At 64.3% G+C, this 15,801-nt stretch carries 17 protein-coding genes; 10 read left to right on the top strand and 7 right to left on the bottom strand.

The features are described 5' to 3' along the window. The first annotated feature begins 6 nt into the window (after positions 1-6). Positions 7-894, top strand: a complete 888-nt coding sequence (gene purU, locus JGU72_RS24455; protein WP_199686713.1) for a formyltetrahydrofolate deformylase — start codon at positions 7-9, stop codon at positions 892-894. On the opposite strand, the gene JGU72_RS24450 is transcribed toward purU, so the two are convergent. From JGU72_RS24450 to JGU72_RS24425, 6 genes are all read right to left on the bottom strand, one after another. Further along, on the bottom strand, positions 895-1,932 hold the full coding sequence (locus JGU72_RS24450) for an alpha/beta fold hydrolase (protein ID WP_199686712.1): 1,038 nt from the start codon (positions 1,930-1,932) through the stop codon (positions 895-897). A gap of 54 nt (positions 1,933-1,986) precedes the next feature. Then, positions 1,987-2,859, bottom strand: a complete 873-nt coding sequence (locus JGU72_RS24445; protein WP_199686711.1) for a MerR family transcriptional regulator — start codon at positions 2,857-2,859, stop codon at positions 1,987-1,989. Positions 2,860-2,863: 4 nt separating this feature from the next. Continuing rightward, complete coding sequence (locus JGU72_RS24440; protein WP_199686710.1) at positions 2,864-3,811, bottom strand: AurF N-oxygenase family protein; 948 nt, start codon at positions 3,809-3,811, stop codon at positions 2,864-2,866. A gap of 114 nt (positions 3,812-3,925) precedes the next feature. Next, complete coding sequence (locus tag JGU72_RS24435; protein WP_307828588.1) at positions 3,926-4,222, bottom strand: DUF2516 family protein; 297 nt, start codon at positions 4,220-4,222, stop codon at positions 3,926-3,928. Between the two features lie 89 nt (positions 4,223-4,311). Next, on the bottom strand, positions 4,312-5,025 hold the full coding sequence (locus JGU72_RS24430; RefSeq protein ID WP_199686709.1) for a heparin-binding hemagglutinin: 714 nt from the start codon (positions 5,023-5,025) through the stop codon (positions 4,312-4,314). Then, the gene (locus JGU72_RS24425; protein ID WP_199686708.1) at positions 5,018-5,524 is read right to left on the bottom strand and encodes a helix-turn-helix domain-containing protein; all 507 of its coding nucleotides are present in this window, start codon (positions 5,522-5,524) and stop codon (positions 5,018-5,020) included. The genes JGU72_RS24430 and JGU72_RS24425 overlap by 8 nt, the downstream gene beginning before the upstream one ends. Positions 5,525-5,768: 244 nt before the next feature. Here JGU72_RS24425 and JGU72_RS24420 point away from each other — a divergent pair, with 244 nt between their 5' ends. Then, positions 5,769-7,028 (top strand): DUF7373 family lipoprotein, encoded by a 1,260-nt coding sequence (locus JGU72_RS24420; protein ID WP_199686707.1) that lies wholly within the window; start codon positions 5,769-5,771, stop codon positions 7,026-7,028. Between the two features lie 3 nt (positions 7,029-7,031). Here the strand turns inward: JGU72_RS24420 and JGU72_RS24415 are convergent, their stop codons facing one another. Beyond that, positions 7,032-8,246, bottom strand: a complete 1,215-nt coding sequence (locus tag JGU72_RS24415) for a DUF445 domain-containing protein (protein ID WP_199686899.1) — start codon at positions 8,244-8,246, stop codon at positions 7,032-7,034. 247 nt (positions 8,247-8,493) lie between these two features. On the opposite strand from JGU72_RS24415, the gene JGU72_RS24410 reads away from it, so the two are divergent. The 8 genes from JGU72_RS24410 (at position 8,494) to JGU72_RS24375 (ending at position 15,796) form a co-directional block, all read left to right on the top strand. Beyond that, on the top strand, positions 8,494-9,219 hold the full coding sequence (locus JGU72_RS24410) for a TetR/AcrR family transcriptional regulator (protein ID WP_374101154.1): 726 nt from the start codon (positions 8,494-8,496) through the stop codon (positions 9,217-9,219). A gap of 138 nt (positions 9,220-9,357) precedes the next feature. Beyond that, on the top strand, positions 9,358-10,749 hold the full coding sequence (locus JGU72_RS24405) for an ABC1 kinase family protein (RefSeq protein ID WP_199686705.1): 1,392 nt from the start codon (positions 9,358-9,360) through the stop codon (positions 10,747-10,749). Between the two features lie 37 nt (positions 10,750-10,786). Further along, positions 10,787-12,034, top strand: coding sequence for a saccharopine dehydrogenase family protein (locus tag JGU72_RS24400; protein ID WP_199686704.1), 1,248 nt, complete (start codon positions 10,787-10,789; stop codon positions 12,032-12,034). Between the two features lie 40 nt (positions 12,035-12,074). Then, positions 12,075-12,824 (top strand): TetR/AcrR family transcriptional regulator, encoded by a 750-nt coding sequence (locus JGU72_RS31330; RefSeq protein WP_199686703.1) that lies wholly within the window; start codon positions 12,075-12,077, stop codon positions 12,822-12,824. Positions 12,825-12,833: 9 nt separating this feature from the next. Further along, positions 12,834-13,175, top strand: coding sequence for a DUF4873 domain-containing protein (locus tag JGU72_RS24390; RefSeq protein ID WP_199686702.1), 342 nt, complete (start codon positions 12,834-12,836; stop codon positions 13,173-13,175). After that, complete coding sequence (locus tag JGU72_RS24385; protein WP_199686701.1) at positions 13,172-14,146, top strand: oxidoreductase; 975 nt, start codon at positions 13,172-13,174, stop codon at positions 14,144-14,146. The genes JGU72_RS24390 and JGU72_RS24385 overlap by 4 nt, the downstream gene beginning before the upstream one ends. Continuing rightward, complete coding sequence (locus JGU72_RS24380; RefSeq protein WP_307828587.1) at positions 14,143-14,916, top strand: class I SAM-dependent methyltransferase; 774 nt, start codon at positions 14,143-14,145, stop codon at positions 14,914-14,916. The genes JGU72_RS24385 and JGU72_RS24380 overlap by 4 nt, the downstream gene beginning before the upstream one ends. Positions 14,917-14,938: 22 nt before the next feature. Then, positions 14,939-15,796 (top strand): polyphosphate kinase 2 family protein, encoded by an 858-nt coding sequence (locus JGU72_RS24375; RefSeq protein ID WP_199686700.1) that lies wholly within the window; start codon positions 14,939-14,941, stop codon positions 15,794-15,796. Positions 15,797-15,801: the final 5 nt, after the last annotated feature.

Below are 15,801 nucleotides of genomic sequence, written 5' to 3'. Positions count from 1 at the left end.
GGCGGCATGGTTGCGCCCACTACCGCAGACGACCGTCGCTACGTCGTCACGCTCGGCTGCCCAGACGCGGTCGGCATTGTGGCTCGGATCAGCACGTTCATCGCCGAACAGGGCGGCTCGATCGTCGAAGCCGGCTACCACGCGGACCCGGACACCGGCTGGTTCTTCACGCGCCAGGCGGTCCGCGCGTCGTCGGTCACCAGCGATGTCGACGAACTGCGGGAACGCTTCGCCCGGCTCGCCGCCGAGTTCGGTCCGGAAACCGACTGGGCGCTGACCGACTCGGGCGCGACAAAGAAGATCGTTCTACTGGTCAGCAAGGAAGCGCACTGCTTGCACGACCTGCTGGGCAGGGCGGCAGGTGGGGAACTTCCCGCGACGATCGCCGCGGTCATCGGCAACCACGCCGACCTCGCCGGGGTGGTCGAGGCGCACGGCGTGAAGTTCCACCACGTCCCGTTCCCGCGTGATCCAGCGGAGCGGGGTCCGGCCTTCGACCGGATGCGCGATCTCGTCGACGAGCACAATCCTGACGCTGTCGTCCTGGCACGGTTCATGCAGGTGCTACCGCCGGAACTGTGCGTGCAATGGGCCGGGCGAGCCCTCAATATCCATCACAGCTTCTTGCCGTCGTTCGTCGGCGCACGGCCCTACCACCAGGCATTCGCGCGTGGGGTGAAGTTGATCGGCGCAACGTGCCACTACGTCACGGCCGACCTCGATGCCGGACCGATCATCGAGCAGGACGTCATTCGCGTCGATCACGCCGACGAGATTCGCGACATGGTTCGCCAGGGTCGCGACATCGAGAAGCTGGTGTTGGCGCGCGGTCTACGTTGGCATCTCGAAGACCGCATCCTCGTCCACGGCGGCAAGACCGTGGTCTTCAGCTAGCTATCCTGCAGCAGCTGCCGTGGTGCGTGCGCGGCGACGCTTCGACAGCGTGCGCATCCGGACGACCTCGGCGTTGAACGCTTCGGGCGCTTCGACATTTCCCATGTGGCCGATGCCGGGCAGGATCGTGAGCCGGTCCAAGTGACCTGCTGCATCGAGCGCCTCTGCCAGCCGGACCGAGTGGCTCGGCGGGGTCAGATTGTCGACCGAACCGCCGACAACCGAGGTCGGTACGGCGAGGTTCCGCAAGCCGGCGACGACGTCGATATCAGCGAGCGCGATGCCCCAGGCGCCGCGTGCGCGACCCTTGCATGCGGTCGCGATCCGGAGACAGAAATCTACTTGCTCGCGCGACGACGTCGGGCTCATGATCCGCGCCTTGAAAACCGAGTGAGTCAGCGGACGAACCGGTGCGAGCGGCACGGGCGCCCCGATGACATAGCGGCCGACGGCCTTCTGAACGTTCTTGACCGATGACAGGAACGGGATCACGGTCGTGTTCGACAGCAATTCGTCGGCACCGGTGTTGGTCAGGATCGCAGCACTCGCATAGCGGCTGACCTGCTCGGGGTACTTGGCCGCCCAGGCCATGATCGTCATGCCGCCCATGCTGTGACCGACGAGGACTGCCTTCTTGCGCGGGCGAATCGTTGCCTGCAGCACTGCGGCGAGGTCGTCGGCGAGAACCTCCGCGGATGCCTTCCGCTTGCCGAGATCGCTCTTGCCATGCCCACGCTGATCGAAAACGATGACGCGGTGCTTCGAAGAAAGGACGTTGATCTGCGGGTTCCAGTACTCGATGCGGCAGGTCCACCCGTGGATGAGCACAATCGGATCGGCGGTGGCCGGTCCGTATGCGTGCACGCGAAGCTTGGCGCCGTCCGTGGTCACGACATCGATCACATCGGCCGCCTGCGCATCGCGCAGCAGCTCGTCGTTCCAATGGCGGTCCGTCGGACCGTGCCGCTTGACGAACGATTCGACTGTTCCCAGACCCGACTCGACCAGCGCGCGCGCACGACTTCGTTGTGTGCTCATTAACACTCCTTTGTGTTGCAGCCATCACACCTTAGCGTTACGACTGCTCGCTAGCTATTCGGGTTTCTTGGCCGGATCGTTAACTGCCGCAGGCGATTTTTCTTCGGCGCGCGGTACGGAAAGTCCTTGCACCGCCTGCTCGACGGCGGCGGAAATTGCCTCTTCCATGACGTCGACCAGCAAAGAGTGAACCACGTCGTGTACCAGCGCACGGCCCTTGTTACTGAGGTCGGCGAGCCGCGCGATTGCCTCTTCGTCCAGCGTGAAGGGCTCGCCGTCGGCCGGGATGTACTGATCTGTGACCAGTTTCACAAAACGGTCGGCGACATCGCGCAGGTCCATTCGAACCACACCCGCGTTGTCGAGGACGCGGTCGATGGGCACACCCGCGTCGGTCAGCAGCTTTGTCGCCTCGACGAGGCGAGGATTCGCGATCCGGTAGCCCTGTCCCTCACGCTTGAGCAAACCACTCTTCTGCGCACGAACGATGTTCGCATCGAAGTCGGCGTCACCGAAGAGCTCACGGAGCTCCTCAGGGGTTACCGCGGTCGGCCCCGCCGCGGCCTTGTCCAGTCGGTCGGTGTCGAGAACCTCCTCGACACGCATGCCGTACTGGGCCGCGGTGAGCAATTCGCTGATAGTCGCGAACGTGTAGCCGCGGTCGAGCATCCGGTTGATCAGGTTGAGGCGCGCGAGATGCGACTCGCTGTACCAGCCCGTGCGGCCCTCGCGGCGCGGCGGCGGCAGCAGCCCGCGGTCCTGATAGACCCGGACATTCCGCACGCTGACGCCTGCCTCGCGCGCAAGATCGTCGATGCGGTACTCGGTCGAGTCCGCCGGTCGAGTTTGTGACGATGCCGGTGGAGCCAGCACGCCGGCGAGCCCGCGCAGCACACGCGCGGACTCGCTTGCCAGGAAGTTGACCATGTCGTCAGAGTGCGTGCGCGCGGCGCAGCAGGAACTTGGCAGGGCCACCGATCAGCCCGACAGCGTCGAGAAACTCGACGGTCTTGCTGCAACCCTCGCGGAGCTTGCGGTGGTAGTGCTCGTTCTCGCGCGCAGCCTTCTTGGCTTCCTTCACGTCGAGACCGGCGGCCTTGTACACGTCGTCGTGTACGAGGCTGGTCAGGATGAAGTAAGCGGTGACGCCGAGGACCAACTGCACACCGGCGCGGCCGATCGGGTTGCTCTCCTCGAGGCGGCGGACCGTCTCTTCGCGGGCGAACCGGATGTGGCGGGCTTCCTCGAGGACGTGAATCTTGCTCACGGTCCTGGTGATCGGTTGCACGCGATCGTCACGCATGAAGTCGCGCTGCATCATGTCGAGAACCTCTTCGGCGAACAGCGTGCCACCGTAGGCGAGCGAACCGCTCGCGACGGTCTTGAACACGCGCGCCGCCTGGTGGACCCACCACTTCGGCCGGTAGGACGGGATGCCGAACCGCTCGGCCGAGCGCGCGAACATCGTGGAGTGCCGGCATTCGTCGGCGATCTCGGCGAGTGCGAACTGGACGTGCGGGCTGGACGGATCCTGGTCGTAGACGTCGCGCAGCAACATCTGCATGAGGATCATTTCGAACCACAGCCCGGTGCCGGCGATGCTGGCGGCTTCGTGCTTGGTGAGCGTGATCTTCTGCTCTTCGGTCATCGTGTCCCAGAGCGGCGTGCCGTAGAGGCTGCTCCACTCGGGCGTCATGCCGTACTTGTCGGTGGGGACCGGCGCTTCCCAGTCGACTTCCACCATGGGGTCGTAGGACATCTTCGCGGAGGACGCGAGCAGTCGGCGGCCGGTATCGTCCCGGTCTCGTGCCTTGACCAAGCGCGCGGCCCAGAGATCTTCGGTGCTGAGCTCGTCGTTGCGGACTTCTGTGATCGTCATACTGCTTACTCCCTCGCAACAGCATTGGTGCTCGTGGACGGCTAACTTGCTTGCGCCGTTGTCTCCACGGTAATTGTCACAATGCTCATTGTCAAGGTTAGTGCTAGCTGGGAGCTACCACCGGCTACCGCGCTGTACCTCGTCGACGCGGGGCCGAACATCGACCAGATAGACGCCGACCGCCACTACCGCGATGATTCCCAGGAACGACACCGGGTGGAACAGGTAGATGATGACGATCGAGGCCGCCAGGATACCGAGCCAGACCGGCTTCGTCAGCTTGTCCACCGCCGGGTACGCATCCTTGCGTTGCCGAACAGCGTGGAACAGCGCAAAAGCCGCCGCGATCAGCGCAGCGATCTGTAAAAGGAGCATTATCCAGCCGGTCAAGCCGGCGACGGCGGTAAACACCACACCATCATAGAAGCGGCCGCCCCCGCGCCGGGTAGGCGCGAGGGCGGCCGCAATCTGCGAACACCTAGCGAGGTGTCACCGCTTTACTAGCTGGTCGCCTTCTTGGCGGGAGCCTTCTTGGCCGGAGCCTTCTTGGCCGGAGCCGACTTGGCCGGCGCCTTCTTCGCGGGAGCCTTGCGAGCAGTCGCCTTCTTGACCGCTGCGGTGGCTTCCTCGACGGCGTCCGAGACGGCGTCCTGCGCAGCCGTAACCGCATCCTGAGCGGCGTCGGCGGCTTCCTCGGCGCGACCCGTCACGCGCTCGCGAAGCTTGGCAGCCTGGTCACGGACCGGCTTGGTGGCTTCGGTGACACGGCCACGTGCATCGTCGACGAGACCCTCGACACGCTCGAGACGGCCTTCGACGACCGAGTTGCCGCGCAGGCGCTCGACGGTCTCTTCGCCACGCTCTGCGAGCGAGGCGTACAGATCGGTCGCGATCTTCAGGTATTCCTCGGCAACCTTGCGAAGCTCCTCGACGGTGAAACGCTCACGCAGTTCCGCAAGCTCTTCGGGCAGCTCGGACGGCAGGCCCGCGAGACGCTCGCGCAGGTTCTCGATCTGCTCCTGGACATCGGCGGGCAGCGATGCGAAACGCTCACGAGCTTCCTCGACACGACCCGAAACATCGGTGCTGCCGGCACGCTCACGTGCCTTGGCGACCACGTCTGCAACAGCCTGAACAACTGCGTCGCCGGCACCTACGGTTGCGTAGATCGGCTTCTTCACAGTTTCGAGACCCTTCTCTGTGGACTCACTCATCTTGCTCTCCTGTTCTAGGACTTGACTCGGCTGTCAACTCGGCCTCACCGGAGGGCTCGAGCTCATCTTCAGGCGAAACGTTCTCGCGACAGAACGATTCATAAATTTCCAGAAGCACCTGCTTCTGCCGCTCTGTTATGGCGACATCCGCCAACAGTGCGTCCCGGACCGGGCTGTAAGGACGCTGCTCCAGATAGCCCGCTCGTACATACAGCGCCTCCGAGGAAACCCGGAGACCTTTCGCGATCTGGCTGAGTACCTCGGCAGAAGGGTTACGCAAGCCCCGCTCGATCTGGCTGAGATAGGGATTGCTCACACCCGCCAGCAATGCGAGTTGGCGCAACGAAACGTGCGCTGCCTCGCGTTGGGCGCGGATGAAACTACCGATGTCTTGTGCGGCGTCCTTTACCTTTACAACACGTGCGGCCAGTTCGCCCGCGCCGGCCTCTGCTTCGAGGTCGGACGTTCCCGCGTCGGGAACTTCGGGCAAATCCGGCATCGGCTCACTCCTGTTCGGGGTACTGAAACCCAGCGTAAGCGAGAGTGCTAGCTGTTGCAAGCACCGCGCTAGCGTGCTGGCGAGGCGTCGGTCACATTCCGGTTGTCCGAGGTACGAGCCTTTATGAGGCCGAACGAGTAGGTAGAGTTTCGATCATCCTGCGATGTTTCGGCGGCGCTTGGGGTGCGCGTTCGCCTATCCATCGAGTGACATTCCTGTGAGTTCACGAGAAGGGTGTTCGGCGATGATCGCCTCGAAGTTTGCGCAGCACAGCCGCCGAAAGCGGGCCGTATTCGGCATCGTTCTCGCGGCCGCGACACTGAGTGCCTGCGGCACGGTCTCCGGCACGCCGGCAGCCGGAGAGCCCGACGTTTCCACGTTCGACAACGAGATCGGCGACTACTCTCCCGAGCCGACCGAAGTCGCCGACCCGCGCACCCAGACCCAGGGCATCGCACTGGAATCCATGCGCTTGGGGGATGCCGTCGCAGCACCGTCCGACATCGATCCGACCCTCGACGACAACTGGCTCAGCCGCGTCGGGACCGTTCTCACTCCCGACGAAGCGGCCGGCGATCTGTACAACAATCTGTTCGCCGGCGTTGCCCGGCCGGTGATCGAGCGGCACGGCCTGCTCGGCGGATTCGTCGTGTCCGGTAGCGATGTTCCGCTCACGCCGGAAGGAGATCGTGCCGCGAACTCGTCGACGATCACGATGACGGTTCTCCGCTTCCCCGACGACGCTGCGGCCGAGGCCGCCGCACGCGAGATCGATCAAGCCGATTTCGACGAGGCGCGAGATTTGAATCAGAAGGTTCAGATTCCGGGCTACCCCGAAGCCAACTCGCACTGGCGACCCAATATCGCGTCCCTTGCCGCCACGACGGCCCACGGACCGTTCGTGGTGGACGTCTTCGTCTTCAGGCCGGCACCCGACCTGAACGCGCTGACCGGAATGGTGCGCAAGGCCTACGACGCGCAATTCCCGCTGCTCGACGAGTTCAAGGCAACCCCCGAGGACGAGATCGCCGACCTGCCTGCCGACCCCTACGGCGTCTTCGAGCGAGGTCTGTCGACCAGTCCGGGCGGGATCACCGTCGACGGTCACGAGAACTGGGCCTACGGCCCGAAGGGCTTCGCGCACTTCCTGTCCAAGGACGACCGGGAGCGACTGCTCCCGCTGCTGACCGAGGCCGGGGTCGTGCAGGTTTCGGCAACGAAGGACGGCAGTGTCATCGAGGCTCGCGATGATGCGGCGACCACGAAGTTGCAGACCGACGTCGTCAATTCGACGGACACGCGCAAGCAGTTCGACAGTCCGGCGGAGATAAAGGACTCGACCATCTGCTTCGAGGACACCGCCGCGGAACCGGACGGGCCCCAATTCGGGTGCTACGTGCGCTACCGCACCTACCTGGCGTCGGTGACCAGCGACGACAAGAAGGACTTGAGCGAGAAGGCCATCGCGCAGTACGCCGTGCTGGCGAACTCGACCCTGCGCTGAGCTTCAGCTACCGAACATGAGATGGGAGATCGTGTAGATCGCGAGGCCGGCCAGTGACCCGACGACGGTGCCGTTGATTCGGATGAACTGAAGGTCGCGGCCGACCTGGAGTTCGATCTTCTTGCTCGCTTCTTCGGCGTCCCACCGTGCGACCGTGTCGGTGATGATCGTCGTGATTTCGCCGGCGTAGTTGGCCGCGATATAGCGCGCGCCGCCCTGCAGCCAGCGGTCGACCTTCAGGCGCATTTCCTCGTCGTCGCGCAAACGCTGACCCAGTTGCTGCACGTTCTCGCGGACCTTCCGGCGAAGCGTGCTGCTCGGGTCGTCGACGGACTCGAGAATCATCCGCTTCGCCACCCGCCAGGTCGCTTCGGCGAGGCCGGTGATCTCCTCACGGCCCATGATCTCGGCCTTGATGGACTCGGCCTTCTGCACGGTTGCCTCGTCGAATTGCAGATCGTGCGCGAAGTCGACGAGGAACCGGTTCGCGGCCATCCGGACCTCATGGTCCGGCGTCGTACGGACCTTCCAGGTGAACTCCACAAGCTCGCGGTAGATCTTCTCCGACAGCAGGATGTCGACGAACTTCGGCGACCACTGCGGCGAATCGCGAAGGACGACGCGATCGATCGTCTCCTGGCTGCCCAGCGCCCACTGATGCGCCCGCTCTGCGAGCATGTCGACCAACGGAACTTGCCGGTTTTCCTTGAGCAACTCGTCGAGCACCTTGCCGATCGGGGGACCCCACTGGGGCTCGGCGATGCGCCGGACGATCGTGTGGTCGATGACCTGCTGCACGTCTTCGTCACGCAGGACCGTGAGCAGGGCACGCAGCAGCGTCGAGGTCTCGGCTGCGATGCGGTCGGCATTCTTTTCCTGCGCCATCCACGTGCCGATGCGCAACGGAATCTGTGCGGACGCGATCTTCTCCGTGACCACGTCGGGTGCGAGGAAGTTCTGACCGACGAAGCTGCTGAGACTTTCGCCCAGCTGGTCCTTCTTCTTCTTGATGATCGCCGTGTGCGGAATCGGGAGGCCGAGCGGATGCCGGAACAGCGCCGTGACGGCGAACCAGTCCGCGAGCGCACCGACCATGCCTGCTTCCGACGCTGCGCGAACGTACCCGACCCACGCGCCGGCGCCGCGCGATTCCTGCCAGCGGCAGAACAGGTAGATCACCGTCGCGACGGCGAGGAATCCGGTGGCGACGACCTTCATCCGGAACAGATCGCGGCGTTTCGCGGCGTCTGCATCCGGTGGGGCGGACTTGCGCAGCACCGGCGAAGGCGCAGCACCGGCCTGCTCGGTCTCGCGTCCTTGCGTGATTGAGGGCACACGCTCATTGTGCCCAATCCGGACAGCACGCAAGCGTCGCCGCTACGGGCGATTCCGATCGGGCTTAAGCTGAACTGGCAAAACGACCGACACGCACACCGAAATGACGACGCGGGGCGAGAGAACCACAGTGCCGGAAAAACTGACAGTGAACGCCGACCTCGAGGGCACCGACGGCAGCCGTGGTCGTAGGCGGATCAAACCCGACGGCCGTAAGCAGCGCTGGCAAGAACACAAGGTCGCGCGCCGCGAGGAACTGGTCGACGGAACACTCGCCGCGATTCGCAAGCTCGGTGGCGGAATCGGGATGGACCAGATCGCCGCCGAGATCGGCGTGTCGAAGACCGTTCTCTACCGCTACTTCACTGACAAGAACGATCTGACGAACGCCGCGATGCTGCGCTTCGTCGAGGTTGTTCTCGCGCCGCGCATCTACGAGGCGATCGGCGAACAGCTGGAGGAATACGACCTGGTCCGATCGGCAATCACCGCGTACGTCGAAACGATCTCCGCCGATACCGACATCTACCGCTACGTGATGTCGAACGGGTCGGACCGGGATGCGCTCGCCGATTCCGAGCGAATGATCGCCGATGCGCTCAGCGTCGTTGTTGGCGCGCGTATTGCGTCGCACGGGCTGTCGACCGCGGGTTCGGTGCCGTGGTCGTACTGCATCGTCGGCGGTATTCAACTCGCGACGCACTGGTGGATTTCCAACGAGTCGATCAGCGCAGACGAACTGACGGATTACCTGGTCATGATGGTCTGGAGTTCGATAGAGGGCATCTACCGGGTCGGCGGATCCGCCGAGGTGTTCAACTCCATGTCTCACCCGCTTCCCAAAACCGACGCCTGATCGTAGGCAACCCGTACCACGCACCGGTCTGACTCTCGAGTAAGAATGAGGGCGACCGCGCACTTGCCGCCAATCGAACGCACTGATGCATCCGATCGGCGCCATCGTCGTGCGAGGATCAGAAGCGGAGGTTCGTCAATGGCTAGAAGGGTTCCGACATCGAGGTTGGCCCGTGGATCGAAGCTCGGCGTCGTAGCTGCGACGCAGTTGCTACGCAGTCAGCGCACTCGCGTGGAAATGCTCGGGCGGTCCGAAGAAGTGCGCCAGAAGTTGGCCGAAGAATCGACCATTCGTGCAGCCGAACAGGTTGTCGCCGTTCTCGGCAGCATGAAGGGCGTAGCAATGAAGCTCGGCCAGATGCTGTCGATTCTCGACATGGATCTGGTGCCACCGAGCCACCGCGAAACGTTTCAGCAGAAGCTGGCGGTCCTGCGCGACAGCGCACCTACCACGTCGTTCAGCGCGATGCGACGGGTCATCGAAGAGGATCTGGGTAAGCCCCTCGACGCGATCTTCGCCGATTTCGACGAGCACGCGATCGCGGCGGCGTCCATCGGGCAGGTATACCGGGCGAAGTTGCACGACGGTCGCGTCGTCGCGGTGAAGGTGCAGTATCCGGGCATCGAAGCGGCCGTGCGCGCCGATCTGAAGAACCTCACGATGTTCGCCAAGTTCCTCCAGGCGATCATTCCGTGGATCACTCCGGCACTGCTCGAAGAACTCGGCCGCAATCTCGAGCGAGAGCTCGACTATCCGGCCGAAGCTGCCACCCAGCAGCGGGTCGCGGAGGAGTTCGCAGACCATCCGTTCATCTTCGTGCCGACGAGCATCCCCGAGCTGTGCGGTCGACGGGTCCTCGTCACCGATTACATCGAAGGCATCGGCTTCGAACAGATCCGGGTCCTGCCGAAGGCCGAGCGTGACCGGATCGGCGAGATCATCTACCGGTTCTACGTCGGGTCGATGTTCGTCAACTACGAGTTCTGCGGCGATCCGCACCCCGGAAACGTCCTCGTCGGCGCGGACGGGCGCGTGAGTTTCCTCGATTTCGGCTTGTTCAACACGATGGACCCCGAACACGTCGAGTTCGAAGCATCCTGTTTGCGCGCAGCCGCGGAAGATCGCGGGGAGGACCTCTACAAGTTGATGGTCAAGCGCGGCGTCATCAAGAAGACAGCCAAGGTGACCGTCGACGAATGCCTCGACTACGTATACGCGGGGTCGGGCTGGTGCCTCGTCGACCAGGACCTCGAGATCACTCCCGAACTTGCCAGCGGCGCATTCTTGTTGGCGGTCGACCCGCGCCAATCGGAGTTCGGTGGCATGAAGCTGCAGAACCTCCCGCCAGAGCACCTCTTTTCCCGGCGCGCCGACTTCCTGACGTTCGGCGTTCTCGGGCAGCTCAATTCGACCGCGAACTGGCACCTCATCGCGCGCGAATGGCTGTACGGCGAGCCGCCGGCCACCGAACTCGGCAAGCAGAACGAGCAGTGGCAACTCGCTCGCAAGGCCGAACTCAAAACACACTGAATCTCTCGAGCACACTGAATCTCTCGATCGGAGAAGCATGGTCGCGGAACGCGATTTCGACATTGTTCTATTCGGGGCAACAGGTTTCGTAGGTAAGCTCACCGCCCAGTACCTCGCGAAAGCGGCTCCCGAGCAGGCACGGATCGCGCTCGCGGGACGCTCACGCGCGAAGCTCGAGGCCGTTCGCGACGAGCTCGGCGCCGCGGCCGCACAGTGGGAACTCGTCGTCGCAGACTCCACCAAGCAGGCCGACCTCGACGCGATGGCCTCGTCGACGAAGGTCGTCGTCACGACGGTCGGCCCGTACCTGCGCTACGGCCTGCCGCTCGTCGAGGCCTGTGCGCAGGCGGGAACCCACTACGCGGATCTCACGGGCGAACCGATGTTCATTCGCGAGTGCATCGACCGCTACCACGACGCCGCCGTCGAGTCGGGTGCGAAGATCGTCAACTCGGCCGGCTTCGATTCCGTCCCTTCGGATCTGAACGTCTACCTGATCTACAAGCAGGCCCTCGCCGACAACACCGGGGAGTTGGAGAACACCACTCTGGTCGCGAAGATCAAGGGCGGTGCGAGTGGCGGCACCATCGATTCCGGTCGCGCGATGATGGAGGCGATCGCCGAGAATCCGGCCAAGCGCAGTGTCGTCACCGACCCGTATTCGCTGAGCCCGGACCGCGCCCTCGAACCCGACCTGGGACGGCAGACCGACGTTGCCACCGCCCGCGCGAGTTCGATCGATCCGAGCCTGGATGGCTGGGTCGGCACCTTCATCATGGCGATGCACAACGGAAAGATCGTGCGGCGCAGCAACTCTCTGCTCGGCTGGGCATATGGCAAGAACTTCCGCTACACCGAGGTGATGAGCGTCGGAAAGTCGGTGGTCGCGCCGGCGATCGCCGCGGGTATGACGGGTGGAATAGTCGCGACATCGGTGCTCGGTGTTCTCATGTCGCGCGGATTCGGCAAGAAGATTCTCGATCGGGTGCTGCCGAAACCAGGCACGGGTCCGAGCGAAAAGACGCGGGACAGTGGCTTTTTCACGATGCAGACCTTCTCGCGCACGACGTCGGGCGCCAAGTACCGCGCAACGTTCACCGCCCAGGGCGATCCCGGTTACAAGGCGACCGCAGTGCTGCTCGGCGAATGCGGGTTGTCGCTCGCGTTCGACGACAACCTCGCCGACCTCGCCGGAATCGTCACTCCGGCAACGGTCATGGGCGACACCCTGCCCGACCGCTATCGCGCGGCCGGGATGAAGCTGTCGGTGGAGCGATTGAGCTAGTCCTTAGCCGGTACCAAGAGTATTAGGTACCATCCGGGGTGTGACCCGACTCACGCACGGTGCCAAGCGCCAGCGAACCGACGCCGACGCGGCTGGAAACAGCCGCGTCGACGCTCGGACCGAACGGTGGCGCGAACACCGAAAACAGGTACGGGCAGAGTTCGTCGAAGCAGCTGTTCGGGCGATCGCGAGGTTCGGTCCGGAGGTCAGCATGGACGACATCGCGCGCGAGGCCGGCGCGGCGAAGCCCAAGCTGTACCGGCATTTCGAGAACAAACTCGACCTCTACGCCGCGATCGTCGCGCACGTGCAGACCACGCTCTGGACCCGCACCCTCGGAAGCATCAACCTCGTCTCCGACCCGATGGCCGAACTCACCAGGCGGTGCGCCGCCGAGTACGTGCTGATCGTGACCGAGAACCCGAACCTGTTCCGGTTTCTCGTGCACGGCCACTTCACGCGCCAGGGTGACGAGTCCGAGCGCGCGTTGCAGGCCGCGCAGGATTCCGCGCGCCGGATCGCCACCCTCTTCGCCGAGACACTCGACAGTCCACAGGTCGACGTGACGCGGGCCGAACTCGTCGCGTTCTCGATCTTCGGTGCGGTCGCGTCGGCCACCGACTGGTGGATCGGCCCGAACGAGGCGCGCGAGCGCCCACTGCCCGACGATGAGTTCGTCCGCTACCTCAGCGGTCTCGTGCAGGGCATGATCGACGCCGCCAGCGGGCTGGCCGGAATCACGATCGATCACGATCAGCCCCTTCACGTTGCTCTCTCGGCGCGAACGTAAGGAGCACCGATGTCCGAAGCCGCAGACGAATCCGACTACACCGGTCCGGTGACATTGCAGTTGGACGGCGGCACGGTCGACGTCGAGGCGGATCTGCGGGGCAACTTTGCGCCGGTCGACGGCCGGTACCACTGGTACGGGCGACTGCGGCCGAGCGAAGCGCTCGACGAACTGGTCGGCGGCAAGCGCGCAACCGGAACCCTCGAGACGCCAACCGGGTCGGCACCTGTCACTGTGAGCGACCGCGATCTCTGGGGCCGATACCGGGTGGAGGGCAACGGTCAGCCGCCCTACTACCTCCCCAAAACGCTCGAAGAAGTCGAAGCACAAGACCGAGAGGCTAGTGAATGACCAAGGAAAGTGCATTGGCGCACAAGAAATTCCAGGTCGACGACATTCCGGACCAGACCGGCCGGACGATACTCATCACCGGTGCGAACAACGGTCTCGGGTTGAAATCCGCGACAGCGCTGGCCGGTGCGGGTGCGCAAGTTCTGCTCGCGTGCCGCAACCAGACGACCGGCAAGTCTGCGCTCGAGCAGATCCGCGGAGCCGGCCCGGCCGCTGACCATCGGCTGATCCCGCTCGACCTTGCCGACCTCGCGTCGATTCGATCGGCAGCAGCAGAAGTCACGGCAGCGGTCCCCCACATCGACGTTCTGATAAACAACGCCGGCGTCATGGCGATTCCGTTCGCGCACACCTCCGATGGCTTCGAAATGCAGATCGGCACAAATCATCTGGGTCATTTCGCGTTCACCGACGGCGTGCTCGGGGCACTGCTCAAAGCGCCCGCACCACGCGTGGTCACGCTGGCGAGCATCGCGCACCGCCAGGGCACGATCCGCCTCGACGACCTGTTCTTCGAGAATCGCCGATACACGCGGATGGGTGCCTACAGCCAGTCCAAGCTTGCAAACCTGCTGTTCAGTGCCGAGCTAGCGCGACGTAGCGCAGCGGCAGGGCTGCCACTGCTGGCAGTCGCTGCACACCCCGGCGTCGCTGCGACCAATCTTTTCGACTCGATGGTGCCCCGTGTTCCGGGTGCGCTGCCCGCAATGCATCTGGGCCTCCGGGTTGTCGGCACCGACGAGAAGTCGGGGGCGCTGAGCCAGCTCTATGCCGCGACGATGCCCGACGTCCGCAACGACGACTACCTGGGCCCCAACGACTTCAACGGAATGAAGGGACCGGTCCGCCGCTCGCCACGGACCCGGCGCGCCCGCGACGAGGACAAAGCTGCCGGACTGTGGGAGAAGTCTGTCGAACTGACGGGCGCGACCTACGGCGAGCTTGGCCGCGGAAACGTCGTCGCGCCGTGAGCATTTCCAGCGTCGACGGCGCGCTCGACCGTGCTCGAATCCTTCTGCGCCCGGCAGCACAGGCCGCACGAGCCGCATCGAACGAGGGCTTCATCGACCTGATCGGCCCCGTCGAGGCACCGCAGCCGACTGCAGCGCAGCGCGCGATGAACAGCAAGTTCGTCGCGGCCATCTACGAGCGGCTGTGGCGACCGGTCGGCGTTGCTGCGCTCGGCTTCTACGGTCTGTCCGGAATGGACGAGCGCGCCAAAGCGGTCAAGGATCTGCGGCTGCGTGACGACAAGAAAGTCCTCGACGTCGCCTGCGGACCCGGCAACTTCACCAAGAGTCTCGGCGCGGCGCTGTCGGATCAGGGCATCGCGATCGGGTTCGACATCTCGCGACCGATGCTGCTGCAGGCGGCGCGCGAGAACCGCAGCGGCACCGCGGCATACGTGCGCGGCGACGCCCGGAATCTGCCGTTCGACGATGGCACGTTCGATGCTGTCTGCTGCTATGCGGCGCTGTATCTCGTGCCCGAACCGCTGACCGTGGTTGTCGAACTCATCCGCGTGCTCGCGCCGGGCGGCCGTATCGCGATCATGACGAGCTATACCCGCGAGCATCCGCTCATCAGCACGCCGCTGACGCTCGGCGCCAGGACCGTCGGTGTCCGAATGTTCGATCGCACGACGTTCACCGACATCTTCGCCGACGCCGGACTGACCGAGATCGAGCAGGAGATCCACGGCGTCGCCCAATTCGTGACGGCGACCAAGCCCGCGGGCTGACTCTGTATGGCACAGTCCACACATGTCGAAAGCAAGCAGCGGATGGCAAACCCCGGCCGGTAGCGCGCTGCGGTTCTCCCCCGGTCAGCTCCTGGCCGGCCTCGATGCATCTGCAACTCCAGGATTCAACGGCGACAAAGCGGCCGCAGCCGCGCTACTTTTCGAGCGCGCCACCGTGGTGGGTGCCCTGCAGGAAAAGCTGTTTGCGAACGGGCGCTCGGGTGACACCAGGTCGGTGCTGCTGGTCCTGCAGGGCATGGATACCGCCGGAAAAGGCGGGATCGTCCGGCACGTGATCGGTCAAGTCGACCCGCAGGGCGTGGACCACGCGTCGTTCGGGGTGCCGACCGAGGAGGAGAAGAGCCACGACTACCTGTGGCGCATCAGGAAAGCCCTCCCACGGGGAGGGCAGATCGGGGTGTTCGACCGCTCGCACTACGAGGACGTCCTGGTCGTCCGCGTGCACAACTTGGTGCCGCCGGAGGTGTGGTCGGCCCGCTACGACGAGATAAACGAGTTCGAACGCGAGGTCGCCGCGTCCGGAACCACGATCGTCAAGGTCGCCCTGTTCGTGTCGCTCGACGAGCAGAAGAAGCGCCTGATGGAGCGACTCGAACGGCCGGACAAGTACTGGAAGTACAACCCGCGCGACGTCGACGAGCGCGAATTATGGCCGGCCTACCAGGAGGCCTACCAGGCCGTGCTGGATAGGACGTCCACCGACATCGCGCCGTGGCACATCGTGCCTGCAGACCGAAAGTGGTTCAGCCGCTTGGCAGTCACCGAACTTTTGATCGATGCGCTGGAGCGGCTGAACCTCGATTGGCCGCCCGCCACCTTCGACGTCGAAGCGGAGAAGAGGCGACTCGAGTCAGCGTGACCGAA

Origin of the sequence: Antrihabitans auranticaus (assembly GCF_016481275.1) — a bacterium.
In the GTDB taxonomy this organism is placed as follows: Bacteria; Actinomycetota; Actinomycetes; order Mycobacteriales; family Mycobacteriaceae; genus Antrihabitans.
This window is presented reverse-complemented; position numbering and strand designations above follow the sequence as displayed.

What these genes read in the sequence shown, in the direction of transcription:
- purU (WP_199686713.1), top strand. Translation starts at nt 7, where the DNA reads ATGGTTGCGCCCACTACCGCAGACGACCGTCGCTACGTCGTCACGCTC.
- JGU72_RS24450 (WP_199686712.1), bottom strand. Translation starts at nt 1,932, where the DNA reads ATGAGCACACAACGAAGTCGTGCGCGCGCGCTGGTCGAGTCGGGTCTG.
- JGU72_RS24445 (WP_199686711.1), bottom strand. Translation starts at nt 2,859, where the DNA reads ATGGTCAACTTCCTGGCAAGCGAGTCCGCGCGTGTGCTGCGCGGGCTC.
- JGU72_RS24440 (WP_199686710.1), bottom strand. Translation starts at nt 3,811, where the DNA reads ATGACGATCACAGAAGTCCGCAACGACGAGCTCAGCACCGAAGATCTC.
- JGU72_RS24430 (WP_199686709.1), bottom strand. Translation starts at nt 5,025, where the DNA reads ATGAGTGAGTCCACAGAGAAGGGTCTCGAAACTGTGAAGAAGCCGATC.
- JGU72_RS24425 (WP_199686708.1), bottom strand. Translation starts at nt 5,524, where the DNA reads ATGCCGGATTTGCCCGAAGTTCCCGACGCGGGAACGTCCGACCTCGAA.
- JGU72_RS24420 (WP_199686707.1), top strand. Translation starts at nt 5,769, where the DNA reads ATGATCGCCTCGAAGTTTGCGCAGCACAGCCGCCGAAAGCGGGCCGTA.
- JGU72_RS24415 (WP_199686899.1), bottom strand. Translation starts at nt 8,246, where the DNA reads ATGAAGGTCGTCGCCACCGGATTCCTCGCCGTCGCGACGGTGATCTAC.
- JGU72_RS24405 (WP_199686705.1), top strand. Translation starts at nt 9,358, where the DNA reads ATGGCTAGAAGGGTTCCGACATCGAGGTTGGCCCGTGGATCGAAGCTC.
- JGU72_RS24400 (WP_199686704.1), top strand. Translation starts at nt 10,787, where the DNA reads ATGGTCGCGGAACGCGATTTCGACATTGTTCTATTCGGGGCAACAGGT.
- JGU72_RS24390 (WP_199686702.1), top strand. Translation starts at nt 12,834, where the DNA reads ATGTCCGAAGCCGCAGACGAATCCGACTACACCGGTCCGGTGACATTG.
- JGU72_RS24385 (WP_199686701.1), top strand. Translation starts at nt 13,172, where the DNA reads ATGACCAAGGAAAGTGCATTGGCGCACAAGAAATTCCAGGTCGACGAC.
- JGU72_RS24375 (WP_199686700.1), top strand. Translation starts at nt 14,939, where the DNA reads ATGTCGAAAGCAAGCAGCGGATGGCAAACCCCGGCCGGTAGCGCGCTG.